16 protein-coding genes are annotated in these 16,971 nt (G+C 68.1%); 6 read left to right on the top strand and 10 right to left on the bottom strand.

The window, feature by feature from the left end; genetic code table 11:
* Positions 1-10: 10 nt before the first annotated feature.
* From pepN to QY917_RS07680, 4 genes are all read right to left on the bottom strand, one after another.
* The gene (pepN, locus tag QY917_RS07695; RefSeq protein WP_123675827.1) at positions 11-2,719 is read right to left on the bottom strand and encodes an aminopeptidase N; all 2,709 of its coding nucleotides are present in this window, start codon (positions 2,717-2,719) and stop codon (positions 11-13) included.
* A gap of 48 nt (positions 2,720-2,767) precedes the next feature.
* Positions 2,768-3,872, bottom strand: a protein-coding gene (gene prfB, locus QY917_RS07690; protein WP_123675606.1) for a peptide chain release factor 2 whose coding sequence is annotated in 2 segments (ribosomal slippage) — positions 2,768-3,790 and positions 3,792-3,872 — 1,104 coding nt in all. Because the reading frame shifts where the segments join, the coding sequence is not laid out codon by codon here.
* Positions 3,873-4,059: 187 nt separating this feature from the next.
* Complete coding sequence (locus tag QY917_RS07685; RefSeq protein WP_123675607.1) at positions 4,060-5,067, bottom strand: diaminopimelate dehydrogenase; 1,008 nt, start codon at positions 5,065-5,067, stop codon at positions 4,060-4,062.
* Positions 5,068-5,274: 207 nt separating this feature from the next.
* On the bottom strand, positions 5,275-6,210 hold the full coding sequence (locus tag QY917_RS07680) for an alpha/beta fold hydrolase (protein ID WP_123675608.1): 936 nt from the start codon (positions 6,208-6,210) through the stop codon (positions 5,275-5,277).
* Positions 6,211-6,337: 127 nt separating this feature from the next.
* On the opposite strand from QY917_RS07680, the gene QY917_RS07675 reads away from it, so the two are divergent.
* The 3 genes from QY917_RS07675 (at position 6,338) to plsY (ending at position 8,646) form a co-directional block, all read left to right on the top strand.
* On the top strand, positions 6,338-7,399 hold the full coding sequence (locus tag QY917_RS07675) for an aldo/keto reductase (protein ID WP_123675609.1): 1,062 nt from the start codon (positions 6,338-6,340) through the stop codon (positions 7,397-7,399).
* Positions 7,400-7,464: 65 nt separating this feature from the next.
* On the top strand, positions 7,465-7,965 hold the full coding sequence (ybaK, locus tag QY917_RS07670; protein WP_047350456.1) for a Cys-tRNA(Pro) deacylase: 501 nt from the start codon (positions 7,465-7,467) through the stop codon (positions 7,963-7,965).
* A gap of 45 nt (positions 7,966-8,010) precedes the next feature.
* Positions 8,011-8,646, top strand: a complete 636-nt coding sequence (gene plsY / locus QY917_RS07665; protein ID WP_103738426.1) for a glycerol-3-phosphate 1-O-acyltransferase PlsY — start codon at positions 8,011-8,013, stop codon at positions 8,644-8,646.
* 78 nt (positions 8,647-8,724) lie between these two features.
* Here the strand turns inward: plsY and QY917_RS07660 are convergent, their stop codons facing one another.
* From QY917_RS07660 to QY917_RS07650, 3 genes are read right to left on the bottom strand one after another with little or no spacing between them, the layout of a single operon-like run.
* Positions 8,725-9,726 carry an HD-GYP domain-containing protein gene (locus tag QY917_RS07660; RefSeq protein WP_123675610.1) on the bottom strand — a complete coding sequence of 334 codons (1,002 nt, stop codon included), beginning with the start codon at positions 9,724-9,726 and terminating at the stop codon, positions 8,725-8,727.
* Positions 9,727-9,748: 22 nt separating this feature from the next.
* Positions 9,749-10,393, bottom strand: coding sequence for a TIGR02281 family clan AA aspartic protease (locus QY917_RS07655; RefSeq protein WP_123675611.1), 645 nt, complete (start codon positions 10,391-10,393; stop codon positions 9,749-9,751).
* Positions 10,394-10,409: 16 nt separating this feature from the next.
* Positions 10,410-10,895 (bottom strand): YajQ family cyclic di-GMP-binding protein, encoded by a 486-nt coding sequence (locus QY917_RS07650; RefSeq protein ID WP_015913669.1) that lies wholly within the window; start codon positions 10,893-10,895, stop codon positions 10,410-10,412.
* A 67-nt stretch (positions 10,896-10,962) separates the two neighbouring features.
* Between QY917_RS07650 and murB the strand changes: the two genes are divergently transcribed.
* Complete coding sequence (gene murB / locus QY917_RS07645; protein WP_015913668.1) at positions 10,963-12,039, top strand: UDP-N-acetylmuramate dehydrogenase; 1,077 nt, start codon at positions 10,963-10,965, stop codon at positions 12,037-12,039.
* A 105-nt stretch (positions 12,040-12,144) separates the two neighbouring features.
* Here the strand turns inward: murB and QY917_RS07640 are convergent, their stop codons facing one another.
* From QY917_RS07640 to QY917_RS07630, 3 genes are all read right to left on the bottom strand, one after another.
* Complete coding sequence (locus tag QY917_RS07640) at positions 12,145-13,677, bottom strand: DASS family sodium-coupled anion symporter (protein WP_123675612.1); 1,533 nt, start codon at positions 13,675-13,677, stop codon at positions 12,145-12,147.
* Positions 13,678-13,820: 143 nt separating this feature from the next.
* Entirely contained in the window at positions 13,821-14,276 is a 456-nt protein-coding gene (locus QY917_RS07635; RefSeq protein ID WP_123675613.1) for a carboxymuconolactone decarboxylase family protein, read from the bottom strand.
* Between the two features lie 82 nt (positions 14,277-14,358).
* Positions 14,359-15,222 carry an RNA polymerase sigma-70 factor gene (locus QY917_RS07630; RefSeq protein WP_302079216.1) on the bottom strand — a complete coding sequence of 288 codons (864 nt, stop codon included), beginning with the start codon at positions 15,220-15,222 and terminating at the stop codon, positions 14,359-14,361.
* Positions 15,223-15,569: 347 nt separating this feature from the next.
* Between QY917_RS07630 and QY917_RS07625 the strand changes: the two genes are divergently transcribed.
* Both QY917_RS07625 and queC read left to right on the top strand, forming a co-directional pair.
* Positions 15,570-16,238 (top strand): 7-cyano-7-deazaguanine/7-aminomethyl-7-deazaguanine transporter, encoded by a 669-nt coding sequence (locus QY917_RS07625; protein ID WP_015913664.1) that lies wholly within the window; start codon positions 15,570-15,572, stop codon positions 16,236-16,238.
* Positions 16,235-16,954, top strand: a complete 720-nt coding sequence (queC, locus tag QY917_RS07620; protein ID WP_088886460.1) for a 7-cyano-7-deazaguanine synthase QueC — start codon at positions 16,235-16,237, stop codon at positions 16,952-16,954. Before QY917_RS07625 ends, queC begins: the two co-directional genes overlap by 4 nt.
* The last annotated feature ends 17 nt before the right edge of the window (positions 16,955-16,971 follow it).

The raw sequence follows: 16,971 nt of genomic DNA, 5'->3' as shown, positions 1-16,971 counted from the left end.
GAGGCCTTTCTTAATCGGCAAGGGCGCGGGTGACGACTTCGCGCACGTCGTTGGAGAGGTCGGACTTGGCGGCCACGCGGGAGATGGCTTCGTGGGCGGCCGTGCGGTAAGGCTCGGCGAGCTTCTTCCAGCGGTCCAGCGCACGCGCCAGGCGGGCGGCCACCTGGGGGTTGAGACTGTCCAGCTCCAGCACGCGGTCGGCCCAGAAGACGTAGCCGGCGGCGTCGGTGCGGTGAAAGCCCCCGGGGTTGCCGTTGCAGTAACTGAAGATCACGCTGCGCGCGCGGTTGGGGTTCTTGATGTGGAAGTCCGGGTGCTTCATGAGCTGGCGCACGGCCGGCAGCACCTGGCCGCCGCGGTCGGGCGCGCCCGCCTGCAGCGCGAACCACTTGTCCAGCACCAAGGCGTCGTCCTTGAACAGCGCATGAAAGCGCGCCAGCGCGGGCGCTGCCAACTCGTGGCCGCTGCCGACCAGCGCCGCCAGCGCGTTGAAGCGGTCGGTCATATTGCCCGCGTCCTTGAAGCGCTGGTAGGTCTTGCCGGGCCACACGATGTCGCCGCTGGAACGTGCGGCCAGGCACAGCATGCCCAGGGCTAGGCCGGCCAGGGCGCGGCGGCCCGCCGACACGGCATCCGGGCGGTAGCCGCCCGTGGCGTGGTGCTCCTCCCAGGCCCAGACCCAGTCGTCACGCAGCGCCAGGGCCAGCTGCTCGCGCAGCGCCTCGCGCACGGCATGCACGCGCTGCGGGTCCACCGTGTCCAGCTGCTCGGCGATGTAGCCCTCGGACGGCAGGGTCAGCACCAGTTCCTTGAAGGCCGCGTCCAGCGTGGGGTGGCGCAGTACGTCGCGCATGGCCTGCACCAGCGGCTGGGGCAGGAGGTTCTGGCCGATCTGGCCGTTTACGCCCGCCAGTAAAGCGCCATCAGCTATCGCATTGATAGCGATGCGCAGCATCAGGCGCTGGCCGGCTTCCCAGCGGTTGAAGGCATCGCTGTCGTGCGCCAGCAGGGTGAGCAGCTCGGCGTCGCTGTATTCGCAGTCCAGGACCACCGGTGCGCTGAAGGAGCGCAGCAGCGAGGGCACGGGCGGCACGTCCACCCCTGTGAAGGTGAGCGTCATCTCGCCCTCGGTCAGCACCACGGTGCGCTCCGGAGCGCCCGCCGCGGCTTCGCCGTCCAGCTGCAGTGCCAGGGCGCGGCCGTCGGTGCCCACCAGGCCCAGCGTCACGGGGATCACAAAGGGCAGCTTGTCGGGCTGGCCCGGCGTGGCGGGGCAGCTTTGGGACAGCGTGAGCGTGTAGCGGCGTGCGTCGGCGTCGTACTGGCCAACGGCCTTCACGCGCGGCGTGCCTGCCTGGGAGTACCAGCGCTTGAATTGCTCCAGGTGCTGGGCCAGCGGGCTGCCGGGGTTGGCGTCGGCCATGGCCTGGGCGAAGTCGTCGCAGGTCACGGCCTGGCCGTCGTGGCGCTCGAAGTACAGCTTCAGCCCCTTGGCAAAACCGTCGCGCCCGACCAGGTTGTGCTGCATGCGCACGACCTCGGAGCCCTTCTCATAGATCGTGACGGTGTAGAAGTTGTTGATCTCGACATAGCTGTCGGGCCGCACGGGGTGGGCCATGGGGCCCGCATCCTCGGGGAACTGCACGGTGCGCAGCACGCGCACGTCCTCGATGCGCTTGACGGCGCGCGCGGACGGGCTGCCCGCCATGTCCATGCTGAATTCCTGGTCGCGAAAGACGGTGAGGCCTTCCTTGAGCGACAGCTGGAACCAGTCGCGGCAGGTGACGCGGTTGCCTGTCCAGTTGTGGAAGTACTCGTGGCCCACTACGGACTCGATGTTGGCGAAGTCCACGTCCGTCGCCGTGGCCTGGCTGGCCAGAACGTACTTCGTGTTGAAGATGTTCAGGCCCTTGTTTTCCATGGCGCCCATGTTGAAGTCGCTGGTGGCGACGATCATGAAGCGGTCCAGGTCCAGGCTCAGGCCGAAGCGCGCCTCGTCCCACGCGATGCTGGCCATGAGGGAGTTCATGGCGTGCTCGGTCTTCTCCAGGTCGCCCGGGCGCACGTACACCTGCAGCAGATGCTCGCGCCCCGCGCGGCTCTTGATCTTCTGCTCGCGCGCGACCAGCTTGCCGGCCACCAGGGCGAACAGGTAGCTGGGCTTCTTGTGCGGGTCCACCCACTTGGCGAAGTGGCGGCCGTCTTCCAGCTCGCCGCTGTCCACCAGGTTGCCGTTGGACAGCAGCACGGGGTAGTCGGCCTTGCTGGCGCGCAGCAGCACGCTGTAGCTGGCCATGACGTCGGGGCGGTCCAGGAAGTAGGTGATGCGCCGAAATCCCTCGGCCTCGCACTGCGTGAAGAAGGTGCCCTGGCTCACGTACAGGCCCGACAGCTGGGTGTTCTTGGCGGGCGCGCAGGTGGTGAAAATCTCCAGCTCGAAGGGCTCGGTGCCCTCCGGCAGGTTTTCCAGCACCAGCTGGCCGCCGTCCAGCTTGAACGAGGTGCCGGCGCCGTTGACCATCACGCGCGCCAGGTTCAGCTCGTCGCCATCCAGGCGCAACGGCTGCGCGGGTACGTCGGCATTGCGGCGCACGCGCAGGCGGCTCAGCACGCGGGTCTTGGCCGGGTCCAGGTCAAAGGTGAGATCCACCGTGTCGATCCAGTACGCGGGGGCCGCGTAGTCGGCACGGTGGATGGCGATGGGTTGTCCTTCTCTCATCATGGCGATGGGCTTTCCAATCTGTGCGGGCGCGTTTGCACGCCCTGTTTAGACACCCTGCTTGAGCGAGGCTTCGATGAACACGTCCAGGTCGCCGTCCAGCACCTTCTGCGTGGCGGAGACTTCGACGTTGGTGCGCAGGTCCTTGATGCGGCTGTTGTCCAGCACGTAGCTGCGGATCTGGTGGCCCCAGCCCACGTCGGTCTTGGTGTCTTCCAGCTTCTGCTGCTCTTCCATGCGCTTGCGCATTTCGAAGTCATACAGGCGCGAGCGCAGGCGCTGCCAGGCCACGTCGCGGTTGCTGTGCTGGCTGCGGCCATCCTGGCACTGCACCACGATCCCCGTGGGGATGTGTGTCAGACGGACGGCCGAATCGGTCTTGTTGATGTGCTGGCCGCCCGCGCCCGAGGCACGGTAGGTGTCGGTGCGCACGTCGGACGGGTTGATGTTGATCTCGATGGAGTCATCGATCTCGGGGTAGACGAACAGCGACGCGAACGATGTGTGGCGCCCGCCCGACGAGTCGAACGGTGACTTGCGCACCAGGCGGTGCACGCCGGTCTCGGTGCGCAGCAGGCCGTAGGCGTACTCGCCCTCGATCTTGATCGTGGCGCTCTTGATGCCGGCCACGTCGCCCGGTGTTTCTTCTTCCACCGTGGCCTTGAAGCCCTTGCGCTCGGCGTACTTCAGGTACTGGCGCAGCAGCATGCTGGCCCAGTCGCAGGCCTCGGTGCCGCCGGCGCCGGCCTGGATGTCCACGAAGCAGTTCAGCGGGTCGGCCTCATTGCTGAACATGCGGCGGAATTCCAGCTCCTCGATGAGCGGGCGCAGCTTCTCGGCCTCGGCTTCGATGGTCATCAGGCCCGCCTCGTCGCCTTCTTCCTTGCTCATTTCGTAGAGCTCGGCGTTGTCGGCCAGCTCGGTGGTGAGCTTTTGCAGCGTCAGCACCACGGCGTCGAGCGACTTCTTTTCCTTGCCGAGCTCCTGGGCCTTCTTGGGGTCGTTCCAGACAGCCGGGTCTTCTAGCGATGCGTTGACGGTGCGCAGGCGTTCGAACTTGGCATCGTAGTCAAAGATACCTCCGTAGCTCTTGGGTCCGCTCGGTCAGGTCTTCGAGGGTGGTGCCGATGAGGTTGATGCGTTCTGCTTCCATGGTGCGGGTGTCCTGGTGGTGTCTTGTGAATAACGCGCGATTTTCTCATGGCGGGCTGATGCCCCCGCTAACACACTCTGCAGCGCCGGGAACCGGCCGGGATTATATGCGGTTGCTATCTTTATGATAGCTATCTGCGCTTGATGGGTGGGCGCTATAGGCTGTTTTTGCCTGATGCCCGCGGGGCTTACAGGAACTGCTCGCGCAGTTCCGCCGCGCTCTTGGCCGACAGCAGGGCGGGCGCCACGTCCAGCACGGTCTTGCAACCGAACTGACCCGCCGCGTGCATGCGGTGCACCGCGCGTGCATAGGCCACCAGCACGCTGGCGGTGAACTCGGGGTTGCTGTCCAGCTGCAGTCGGTATTCGATGACCTGCTTGCTGGGCGCCGAGGTGTTGCCGCTGCGGATCACGAACCCGCCGTGCGGCATGGCGCCATGGTCGCGCGCCAGTTCCTCGGCGCTGATGAACTGCACCGTGGTGTCGTACTGGTCAAAGTAGTGCGGCATGCCGACGATGGCCCGGCGCACCGCGTCAGCGTCGGCACCGTCCTGCAGCACCACGAAGCACTCGCGCCGGTGCTTCTCGCGCGTGGACAGATCGGGACGCACGCCGCTGCGCACCTTGTCCACTGCCTCGGGCACGGGGATGGTGTACTGCACGCCACCCGCCACGCCGGGCACGCGGCGCACCGCGTCGGAGTGGCCCTGGCTCAGGCCCTTGCCCCAAAAAGTGTAGGTAGCCCCGTCGGGCAGCAGGGCCTCGCCCATCACGCGGTTGATGGAGAACAGGCCCGGATCCCAGCCGGCCGAGATCAGTGCGGTGGTCTGGCCGGCCTGGGCCGCGGCGTCCACGGCGGCGAAATGCCCGGGGATGCGCGCATGGGTGTCGAAGCTGTCCACCAGATTGAAATGCGCGGCCAGCTCGGGGCTTTGCCAGGGCAGGTCGTCCTTGGAACCACCGCACAGCGCCAGCACATCGATAGCGCCCTTGTGGCGCAACAGGCTGTCCATGCCGTGCACCGGAACGCTTGCGCCCAGCGGCTTGAGCTGCGCGGGGTCGCGGCGCGTGAAGATGCCGGCAATCGCCATGTCGGGGTTCTTGGCGATTGCGGCCTCAACGCCGCGCCCCAGATTGCCGTAGCCGACGATGCCGATGCGGGTGGCGGGAGGGTGGGCGTCGCGGTTCTGGTCCATGCGGTGGGGCTACCTTTCGTGGGTTGACAACAAAGCGGCAAAGCGCGGTTGCCCGATTGTCGGCCACGGGCGGCAGCGCTTGCCACGACACCGCGCTGCGCGGCGGGGATATCTGCGGTGGGGCCGCCCGTGAGCAGCGGCCGCGCCCGTTGCACGACGCACAGGCGAGCGTGGGCAGCGCGAGCGCCGCGTGCGCAAGGCGTCGACTCAGGCTGCGGGCGCCGGCCCGGCCACGAACGCCTCGATCAGCGCCGCCACGGCCTGCGGCTGGTCGTGGTGCAGCATGTGGCCTGCGTCCTCGACCACAGCGTGCCGCACGTCGCGCACCTGGGTCAGGCGCTGGTGGTATTCCTGCAGCGTGTAGCGGCCCTTCCACCACTGGCCCAGGCTGTCGTCGCTGGCATGCACCGAGAGCACCGGCGCGGTGATGGCCTGGTACAGCGCCAGCACCTCGTCCACCCGGTACAGCTGCGGGTTCACGATCTTGTGCGCCGCATCGCCCTGGATGTGCCAGCGGCCCTGGGCATCTTGCGCCGCCCAATGGCGGGCGAGCCATGCGGCCTTGTCCGAGGGCAGGCGCGGGTTGGTCTTCATCAGCCGCAGGGCCACGCCGTCGGCGCTGTCGTAGTGCTTCAGGGCCAGGTCGCCGCGCTCGAATTGGCGGATCTCGTCCATCCACTGCGCCAGCCGCTGGGGGGCCCGCGCCGGCTGGGTGGCGGGCAAGCCGAAGCCCTCCAGGTTCACCAGGCGGCGGATGCGCGACGGCCGCGCGCCGGCATACAGCATGGCCACGTTGCCGCCCATGCTGTGGCCCACCAGGTCCACGGGCTGCTCGCCGGCATAGTGGTCCAGTAGCTGGTCCAGGTCGGCCAGGTAGTCCACGAAGTGGTAGCTGTCGCTCGGTGCGGGCGTGCGCGTGTGGCCGAAGCCGCGCCAGTCCGGCGCGATGATCTGGCGGCCCGCGGCAAAGGCGGCGCTGAAGGCGTCCACCACGAACTGGTAGGACGCGCCCACGTCCATCCAGCCATGCAGCAGCACGAGGGGCGGCGCATCGGCGGGGCGCTCGCCCCAGACCCGCACGTGGTAGTGCAGCGTGCGAACGGGAACGGTCTCGGTGCGGCAAGGGCATTGGGCTTGGTACATGGGTGGATTATTTCGCGGTGAACCGTCCGCGGCGCGTCGTGGCGGCGACAACGCGGCGGAGTGGGTGCGGCCTGCGCGATGTGACGCGAATCCGTAAACTCGGGCGCAACTGTCTTTCGGAGCCTTCATGCATACCCTTCCCCTTGGCCACAGCGACCTGCACGTCACGCCGATCTGCCTGGGCACCATGACCTTTGGCGAACAAGTGGCGGAGCCGGCGGCGCACGCCATCCTCGACCGCGCGCTGGAGCGCGGCGTGAACTTCATCGACACGGCCGAGATGTATGCCGTGCCCGCGCGCGAGGCCACCTGTGGCGCCACCGAATCCATCATCGGCCGCTGGTTCGCCAGCCGCCCGGGCATGCGCGGCAAGGTGGTGCTGGCCACCAAGGTGGCGGGCCCGTCGCGCGGCATGCCGTGGATCCGCAAGGGCCAGGGCATGACGGCGGCGGACATCGTCGCCTCGTGTGAGGGCAGCCTGCGCCGGCTGCAGACCGACGTGATCGACCTGTACCAGATCCACTGGCCCGAGCGGCACGTGCCCGCGTTCGGCACGCTGTACTACGACCCGTCCAAGGAAGTCAGCACCACGCCCATCCACGACCAGTTGGAAGCACTGGCCGGCCTGGTGCGTGCGGGCAAGGTGCGCTATGTCGGCCTGTCCAATGAGACGCCCTACGGCGTGCACGAGTTCGTGCGCCTGGCGGAGCAGCACGGGCTGCCGCGCGTGGCGTCGGTCCAGAACCCGTACTGCCTGCTCAACCGCAGCTGGGAAAACGCCATGGACGAGACGTGCCACCGCCTGGGCGTGTCGCTGCTTGCGTATTCGCCGCTGGCGTTCGGCCTGCTCACCGGCAAGTTCGACCAGTACGCGCCCGCCGACGCGGGTGCGCCGCAACAGGCGCGCATCGCGCGCTATGAGTCGGTGCGCAAGCAGCGCTGGGGCCGTCCCGAGGCGCTGGCTGCGGCGCGCCGCTACAACCAGCTCGCGCGTGACCACGGCCTGTCGCCCACGCAGATGGCGCTGGCCTTCTGCTACCACCAATGGCGCGTGAGCAGCACCATCATCGGCGTGACATCCCTTGCGCAACTGGACGAAGACCTGGATGCGTGGGACACGCGCCTGTCGCCCGAACTGCTGGCCGCCATCGATGCGGTGCGCTGGGAGATGCGCGATCCGGCGCAGTGAGTTTTGGATCGAATCGGCCTGTAACGCTTGATTGGTAAGCGCGGGCAGCTATTGTTTTTGAGTTTATGGCCAAGAAGGACAAGACCGCCCACGTGAGCGAAACCCCTGCCACGCAACTGCTGCGCGCGCACAAGGTCGCCTTCACGGAGCACCCGTACGACTACGTGGAGCATGGCGGCACCGAGGAGTCGGCACGCCAACTGGGATTGGACGAACACGTGGTGGTCAAGACGCTGGTGATGCAGGACCAGGACGCCAAGCCGTTGATCGTGCTCATGCACGGCGACTGCAAGGTGTCCACCAAGAACCTTGCGCGCCAGATCGGCGCCAAGAGCGTGGAGCCCTGCAAGCCCGAGGTGGCCAACCGCCACAGCGGCTACCTGGTGGGCGGCACTTCGCCGTTCGGCACGCGCAAGCAGATGCCGGTGTTCATCGAGGAGAGCATCCTGCAGCTGCCGCGCATCGCCATCAACGGCGGGCGCCGCGGCTTCCTGGTGCAGCTGGACCCGCAGGTCTGCGTGCAGCTGCTGGGTGCGCGGCCGGTGCAGTGCGCGCTGGCAGAATAGGGCGGTTTTGCTTTTGTCATTCACCTTCCCTGAGCGCCCCTTGTCGTGAGCACTGTCCTTCTGCCCCTTGCCGCTGCCGTGGCCGCCTACCTGCTGGGCTCCCTGTCGTTTGCCGTCATCGTCAGCCGCGTGATGGGGCTGTCCGACCCGCGCACCTACGGCAGCAAGAACCCCGGCGCCACCAACGTGCTGCGCTCGGGCTCCAAGGCGGCGGCTGCCGTCACGCTGCTGTTCGATGCGCTCAAGGGCTGGCTGCCCGTGGTGCTGGTGCGCTGGTTCGGCGCGCCCTACGGTCTGGAGGAGGGCACCATGGCGCTGGTCGGCCTGGCGGCGTTCCTCGGCCACCTGTGGCCGGTGTTCTTCCGTTTTGAAGGCGGCAAAGGCGTGGCCACGGCGCTGGGAGTGCTCATGGGCATCAGCGGCTGGCTGGGCCTGGCCACGCTGCTCACCTGGGTGATCATTGCGTTCTTCTTCCGCTACTCGTCGCTGGCCTCGTTGGTGGCCGCGGTGTTCGCGCCGTTCTTCTACGTGCTGGGCGGTGGCGTAGCCTGGTACACCGATGCGCGCGTGGGCATGGCCATCGCCGTGATGTCGGGCCTGCTGGCCTGGCGCCACAAGGAAAACATCCAGCGCCTGCTACAGGGCAAGGAATCGCGCCTAGGCTCCAAGAAGAAAGCCTAAAAGCCGGACACGCGCCTGTCCGCACCCGGCAGGCGGCACGCAGTGCCGTGTGTTTCCTGATGCGGCAGGCCCGGCTTTTCAGCGGGACAGGGTCTGTGTGCGCTGGGCCGCATAAAGCCCCAGGCGCACCATGGTGCGGTTGTGCAGTTCCACCGTCACCGCCGACCGCGCCAGCGCCGACTGGATGCGCGGCTGTCCGCGCACCGTGTGGTAGAGCGCGGGCGAGGCCAGCGGCTCGCCCTTGGCATCCAGCACGCTGGCCACCAGCGGGAAGTTCGCCCGCTCGCTGCGGCGCAGCACGACGGCCGTCTCGCCATTGTCCAGGCGCACGAACGTGCCCGGCGGGCACAGGCCCACGGTGCGCACCAGCATGAGGCTGGCTTCGTCGCGCGCGTCGCTGTCCTGGCCCACGATGGCGCGCACCGAATCGGTGGCGCTGCGGCCGGCGCGGGACTTGCGCGGGCTGATCAGGGCCGCGTAGCGGTCGATGGTGCTCAGGATGCGCGTGAGCCGCTCCCGTACGGGCAGGCTCGCCAGGGGGACGGCCGCGTCGGACGAGGGCGCATGGTGCGTCGCCACGATCTCCAGCCACAGGTCGTTGGTGACCTGCAGATCTTCCAGCATGTCCAGTCCAAGCCGAGGGTGGCTGGCCACGACCTGCTGCTGCTCGGCCGAGAGCGGCTCGCGCTGCACGGCCAGCGCATCCTGCAGCGCCGTCATGCCGATGTTCATGGTGAACGCCGCGCGCACCAGGCTGTCGCGCTCCTGCGGCGGCAAATGCAACTCCTGCGCCAGGATGTGGCACAGCGTGCCGCACACCAGGGCATGCGATGCGCTGTAGCCCACGGTGGAGGTGGCGGCGAGCTGGAACATGAGGTACAGCGCGGCGTCGATGTCGTGCGCCACCAGGTCCTGAAGCCAGCGGTCGCACTGGCGCACCTTGGCCACGAAGTCGCGCGCCTGCCGTGGCCGCGCGAGCAGCGCCGACAGGGCGGACTCCAGGTCGGACCACTGGCCCAGCAGGTCTTCGTAGTCGCTGCCCGACGGATCGGTGCCACTGGGTTGGGGCTGTGCGGACATGGGGGCCTGAGGGCGACGCGCGTCAGCGGCGGCGTTGCAGCACCATCTCGTCGCCGCTGCGGTTCATGTGGAATTCGCGCAGGAAGCTGTTGCCCAGCAGCACATAGGGCATGGCCTCCGCGGTGACGATGGCGTCCACGCTGCGCAGTTCCACATCGCCCACCCGCACGGACTCCAGCCGCATGCGCCAGCCCTGCGCCGTGCCGTTGGCGGTGTTCATCATCACGGGCTGGCCCTGTTCGAACTTCAGGCCCATGCGCTGCGCGTCGGGCCGGCCGATGGCCACGGTGGTGGCGCCTGTGTCCACCATGTACTGCATCACGCGACCGTTGATGAAGCCGCTGTTGATGAAATGCCCGCGCGCGTCGGCCTTGAGCACGATACGCTGGCCGGCCGCGCTGCCGCCAATGCTCACGGGCGACTCGCCCAGCTGAATCGCGCGCTGCGCGCCTGCGACCTCCAGCACCACGCCGTCGCGGCCCACCGAGACCACGCGCACGCCCATGTGGGAGCCGCCCGGTGCCACGCTGCGCGGCGCGCTGCCGTCCACCACCAGCAGGGCCTTGCCGCCCAGGATGCCGGCCAGCGCCACGCTTTGCGCGTAGGCGGCGGGCAGGCCGGTGACCGCCAGCAGGGCGACGGCCAGGCGCAGGGTCAGGCGGTGCATGGGCGGCGGGCGGTCATCAGTCGCGGAAGTTGTCGAACGTCAGCGGCAGGTCGGCGATGTCCTTGCGGATCAGCGCCATGGCGGCCTGCAGGTCGTCGCGCTTGGCGCCGGTGACGCGCACCTTGTCTTCCTGGATGGCCGCCTGCAGCTTGAGCTTGCTGTCCTTGATCAGACGCTGGATCTTCTTGGCCTGCTCGCTGTCAATGCCGTTCTTGACCTTCACCACCTGCTTGAGCTTGTCGCCGCCGATCTTCTGGGGCTTTTGCACGTCCAGGAAGCGCACGTCCACGTTGCGCTTGGTGAGCTTGTTGCGCAGGATGTCCTCGACTTGCTGCAGCTGGAAGTCGGCGTCGCCGAACAGCGTGATTTCCTTGTCTTTCAGCTCGACGGCGGCAGAGGTGCCCTTGAAGTCGAAGCGCGTGCCGATCTCCTTGGCGGTGTTCTCCACGGCGTTTTTCACTTCGACGAAGTTGGCTTCACAGACGGTATCAAAAGAAGGCATGGCATCACTCGCGGCTAACTCGGTACAAACCCGCGCCCGCCTGGGGGCGGGTGCGACAATCCGGTCGATGTTAGTCGAGAAAAATGTTCCCCTGCAGACTTACAACACCTTCGGCATCGCCGCGCGTGCGCACACCCTGGTGCGCGTGCGCTCGGCCAAGGACGTGCACGACCTGCTGGGCGACCACCGCTTGGAGCGCCAGCCGGTGTTCGTGCTGGGGGGCGGCAGCAACATCGTGCTGACCGGCGACGTCAAGCCCCTCGTGCTGAAGATGGAGATCAAGGGCCTGCGCCTGCTGGAAGAGACCGACAAGGCCTGGATCGTGGAGGCCGGCGCGGGCGAGGTCTGGCACGAGGCCGTGGCCTGGACGCTGGCCCAGGGCTACCCCGGCCTGGAGAACCTGGCGCTGATTCCCGGCACCGTGGGCGCAGCGCCCGTGCAGAACATCGGCGCCTACGGCGTGGAACTGCAGGACCGCTTTCATTCCCTGGTGGCCATCGACCTGGCCACGGGCCGCCCCTTCACGCTGGACGCAGCCCAGTGCGCCTTCGGCTACCGCGACTCGGTGTTCAAGCATGCCGCGCCCCAGGCGCCCCACGAGGGCGGGGGGCTGCACCGTGGCATGGGGCTGGCCGGGCGCGCGGTCATCACGCATGTGCGCTTTCTGCTGCGCAAGGACTGGGCGCCTGAGCTGGGCTACCTGGACCTGGAGCGCAAGCGCCAGGAGGCGGGCGTGGAGCGGCCCACGGCGCAGCAGATCTTTGACTGGGTGTGCGAGATCCGCCGTGCCAAGCTGCCCGACCCGGCCGTGATCGGCAACGCCGGCAGCTTCTTCAAGAACCCCACGGTCACGCCCGAGCAGTGCCAGGACATCATCGCGCGCGACCCGAAGATCGTGCACTACCCCATGCCCGACGGCACCATCAAGCTGGCGGCGGGCTGGCTCATCGACGCCTGCGGTTGGAAGGGCAAGACGGTGGGCAAGGCCGGCGTGTACGACAAGCAGGCGCTGGTGCTGGTCAACCGCGGCACGCCCGACGACAGCGTGACCGGCGGCGAGGTGATGACGCTGGCGCGCGCCATCCAGACCAGCGTGTACGAGCGCTTCGGCATCCGGCTGGAGCCGGAGCCGGTGGTGGTCTAGCAGCCGGTAGCTGCTAACCTTTTGATAGCTGCTACCGCTTATCAGTAAAGGGCTACAGGCCAAAAATGCCTGGATTCGCATGGCCCACCGACCGGCGAAGGGGCCTCAGTGCGCCGGCAGGGTCATGTAGCCCATCCAGGGCCAGTAGGTCAGCGCAAACACCACCAGCAGCGCGATGGCCACGGCGGTGAGCACCAGGCCCGTGCGCACATAGTCCTTGATGTCGAAGGTGTCGGTGCCGTAGGCCAGCATGCCCTGGGGCGAGTTCACCGGCAGGATGAAGCCGATGCTGACCACGAACTGCAGCAGCATGGTCATGCCGATGGGGTTGATGCCCGGCGTCTGCACCGCCTGCATCACGCTGATGATGATCGGAATCATGGTCGAGGCCAGGCCCGTGGCGCTGGCAAAGCCCAGGTGGATCACGATCAGGAACAGCGCCAGCAGCATGAAGATGGCGAATGCCGTGGCGTTGGCCAGGCCGAGGCTGTCCACGATCAGGCGTGCCAGCCAGGGCGCGGCCTCGGTCTTGAGCAGGGCTGCACCCATGGCGATGCCCACGGCGAACAGCAGCACCGTACCCCAGGGGAAGCCCCTTTGCGACTCCTTCCAGCCCATCACGCCCAGGCGCGGCAGCAGCATCAGTGCGATGGCCACGATGGTGGAGGTGGTGGTGTCCACGTCGTGCAGCACACCCTCGGTCGCCCAGAAGCCCAGCAGCACCAGCGTGATGCCCAGCAGCTTCCACTGGTTGGCGGTCATGGGGCCCAGCTCGGCCAGTTGGCGATGGATGGCCTCGCGCCCGCCGGCGATGTGGTCCATCTCGGGCCTGAGCATGCGCGTCATGACGAAGTACAGCGCGATGGTCAGCACGACGGAGTACGGCGCCCCGGCCACGAACCACTGGCCCCAGGTGATGGTCTGGCCGAACTGCTTCTCGATGAAGCCGATGGCCACCATGTTCTGCGCGGCGGCGGTCTTGATGCCGATGTTCCACACGCTGGCGGTCTGCGCGGCGGTGATCACCACCAGCGCCGCGAACTTGCTGCGCCGCTCCGCCCCGAAGGCCGACAGGAAGCCCAGCATGATCGGCATCAGGCAGGCCACGCGCGCCGTGGCGCTGGGAACGATGAACGACAGCAGAAAGCCCACCAGGATCGCGCCCATCGCCACGTGGTTGGCGCGCGCGGGCACGTACGAGAGCACCTGCAGCGCGATGCGCTTGTCCAACTGCGTGGCCGTCATGGCCGCGGCGATGAAGCACGCCGCCGCCACCAGCACCGCGGCGCTGTTGCTGAAGCCCCCCAGGGCATAGGGCAGCGCGGCGCGCGTGCCCATCATGGCGCCTGCCGCCTCCTTGCCTGGCACGGGGCTGATGGCCAGCAGGACGATCATCAGCGCGCCGATGACGACGGCGCTCACCGCATAGTCCAGCGCCTCGGTCATCCACAGGATCACCGCGAACGCGAGGACGGCCAGCATCATCTGCCCGGCCTGCGGCAGGCCCGGCAGCGCGGGCATGAAGGCGATGAGCAGCAGCACGGCGATGGCCACCCACAGGCCGGCACGTTGGGTGAGTGTGGAGCCGCCCGCGGGTGCGGGCGACGAGGGCAGCGCGGAGGCCGGGGATGACGTCATGGCAGCTTCCTTTCCTTGCAGTGCCCCAGCCTGGCCAGGGCTTGCGGTCATTGTGCGCCGCCGCCGCCATGCCTGGCGGGCAGGGCGGCCGCCTCCGTCGCGCGTGCATGACCTGGGTCAAGGTTGCCGTCTGCGGCGCCAGTTCACGCCGGCGTGTAGCGCCCGGGCGGGGTGCGGAACGCTACATTGAGCCGGTTCCAGCCATTGATCGTGACGATGACCATCGACAGCTCCACGATCTCCGCTTCGCTGAACTGCGCGCGCACCTCGTCGTACACGGCGTCGGGCACCTGCGACTGCTCCAGGCGCGTGAGGGCCTCGGTCCAGGCCAGTGCGGCACATTCGCGCGCATCGAACACGCCGCTCTCGCGCCAGGCGCTGAGCAGGTGCAGCCGCCGGTCGCTTTCGCCATGCTCGCGCGCCTCGCGGGCGTGCATGTCGATGCAGAACGCGCAGCCATTGATTTGCGAGGCGCGCATCTTCACCAGCTCGTGCAACTGCACGGGTAGTTGCCCCGCATCGACGTGCTTTTGTAGGCCGTACATGGCGGCATAGCTTGCGGCGTGGCGAGGGAGGTTGATGCGGGGGGCTGAGGACATGGAAGGCTCCTTGCAGGGGGGTGAGAAAAAAGGGGTGAACGCGGCGCCGCCGCGCAGACGGTGCCGGGCGAAGCGCGCAGGCCTACAGGCCGCGCAGCTTGTCGGGGTTGAGGACGGAATACACCGCGTGGATGTGTACGCCGTCGGTCTCGAAGGCCATGACGGCGCGCACGCCGCCCGCGTCACGCAGCAGCAGCCCGGGGCCGCCGTTGACGTCCACCGCCTCCATGGTCTGGTGGCTCAGGTAGAGGCGCCACACCGACGCGGCCAGGCGTGCGATCGCACGCGGCCCGTGCAGCAGCTTGGCGGCGGCGCGCACCTTGCCGCCGCCGTCGGCGGTCCACTGCGCATCCTCGGCGAACAGCGCCAGCAGCGCCGCATGGTCCTGCGTGCGCATGGCCTGCACGAAGCGTTCCACCAGCGCACGCGACGCCTCGGGTGTGGCCGTGAAGCGCGCCCTGCGCTGGCGCACCTGGGCGCGCGCGCGGTGCACCAGCTGGCGGCAGGCGGCCTCGCTCTTGCCCAGCACGCTCGCCACCTCGGGGTAGTCGCTGTCGAACACGTCGTGCAGCAGGAAGGCGGCGCGCTCGTCGGGCGTGAGGCGCTCCAGCACCACGAGCAGCGCGACGGACAGGTCGCTGGCCAGTTCGGCGCGTGCATCGGCGGCCGGGGCGCTGTCGCCGGCGATCCACGGTTCCGGCAGCCAGGGGCCGTCATAGGCTGTGCGTTCGATGCGCGCGGCGCGCAGCCGGTCCACGCACAGCCGGGTGACGGTGGTGATCAGCCAGGCCTCGGCCGTCTGCACGCGCTCCAGGGCCGTCGCCTGCCAACGCAGCCAGGCGTCCTGCAGCACGTCCTCGGCATCGGTGCGGCTGCCCAGCATGCGATAGGCCACGCCCGCCAGGCGTGGGCGGTGCTGCTGAAAGGCGGCGAGGTGCTGGTCCATGGCGAGTGAGGTTGTCGCGTTCATGCCCCTAAGACGTGCGGCGCATGCATTGTGTGACGGGGTGCCTTGAAAAAAATACGCGGCGCAACCCTGTGCGCGGGTGGGATGCGCAAATGTGCCTACAATCGCGCCCCGGCTCTGTTGCCACCATGGGTTCCCTCGCCCCCATCCAGGAACCTCCGCAACACTTGTAGTGCCGCACGCCTCTGTAGGCTCGGTGGCCTGCGTCGATGCAAATCCTCGGGGTGGCCCTGCCACCGCTGTGGTTTGCGCTTCGCGTCCCATACCGATTCGCAGCGTGCTGATCCCTACAGGTATTGCAGAGGTCCCATCCAAAAAGGACTGCCATGACCTCGCTGAAGGCACCATCGCGCGTGCCGTTGTACCTCTCCCTCCTGGTGGCGTTCCATATCGCCATCGTCATCGCCAGCAACTACCTGGTGCAACTGCCCATCAATTTGCTGGGCTTTCACAGCACCTGGGGGGCGTTCAGCTTCCCGTTCATCTTTCTGGCCACCGACCTGACGGTGCGGCTCATCGGCAAGGCCGAGGCGCGCCGCGTCATCACCCGCGCCATGCTGCCGGCGCTGGTGGCGTCGTATGTGGTGGGTGTGCTGTTCCACGAAGGCCGCTTCAATGGCTGGGCGGCGCTGGGTGACTTCAACACCTTCGTGTTCCGCATCGCCTTTGCCAGCTTTGCCGCCTACGTGCTGGGGCAACTGCTGGACATCCAGGTGTTCGACCGTATCCGCCAGAGCAGCCGCTCGTGGTGGCTGGCGCCTGCAGCGGCGTCGGTGTTCGGCCAGGCGCTGGATACGGCGGCGTTCTTCTCCATCGCCTTCTGGCGCAGCCCCGACGCGTTCATGGCCGCCCACTGGGGCGAAATCGCCGTGGTGGACTATGTCATCAAGCTGGCCGTGAGCCTGCTGTTCTTCGTGCCGGCCTACGGCGTGGCGCTGGCCGCCATCGTGCGCAGCATGCGCGAGGGCGCGGCCCCGCTCGCGACCGCGCCATGAGCCGCCTGCCGCAGCGGCGCGCGCTGGTGCTGCTGTCGGGCGGGCAGGACTCCGCGACCTGCCTGGCCTGGGCGCTGGCGCGCTATGGGCATGTGGAAACCCTGGGCTTTGACTACGGGCAGCGCCACCGCGTCGAGCTGGACTGCCGGCAGCGGCTGATCGACGGGGTGCGCGCCCTGCCGTGGCCGGGACAGTTGGGGCCGGACCACATGCTGACGGTGGACGTGCTCGCGCAGCTGGGCGGCAGCGCCATGACCGAAGACGTGGCCATCGCCATGCAGGCGGACGGTTTGCCCAACACCTTCGTGCCCGGGCGCAACCTGCTGTTCTTCACCCTGGCGGCGGCGCTGGCCTATCGGCGCGGGCTGGATGTGCTGGTGGGCGGCATGTCCGAGACCGACTATTCCGGCTACCCCGACTGCCGCGACAGCACGCTGAAGGCGCTGCAGGTGGCGCTGAGTCTGGGCGTGGACCGCCCGCTGACGCTGGAAACTCCGCTGATGTGGCGCAGCAAGGCCGACACCTGGGCCCTGGCGCAGCGGCTGGGCGGCGACGCCCTGGTCGAACTGATCCGGTGCGAGTCACACACCTGCTACCTGGGCCAGCGCGGCGACCTGCACGCCTGGGGCCACGGCTGCGGCGGCTGCCCCGCCTGCGAACTGCGCGCACAGGGGTGGGAGCAGTGGACCGCGCAGCGCTCTTTGAACGGCGCATAAAAAAACCACCCGGCAGG

Origin of the sequence: Diaphorobacter sp. C33 (assembly GCF_030503915.1) — a bacterium.
GTDB classification, from domain to species: Bacteria; Pseudomonadota; Gammaproteobacteria; order Burkholderiales; family Burkholderiaceae_C; genus Diaphorobacter; species Diaphorobacter nitroreducens.
This window is presented reverse-complemented; position numbering and strand designations above follow the sequence as displayed.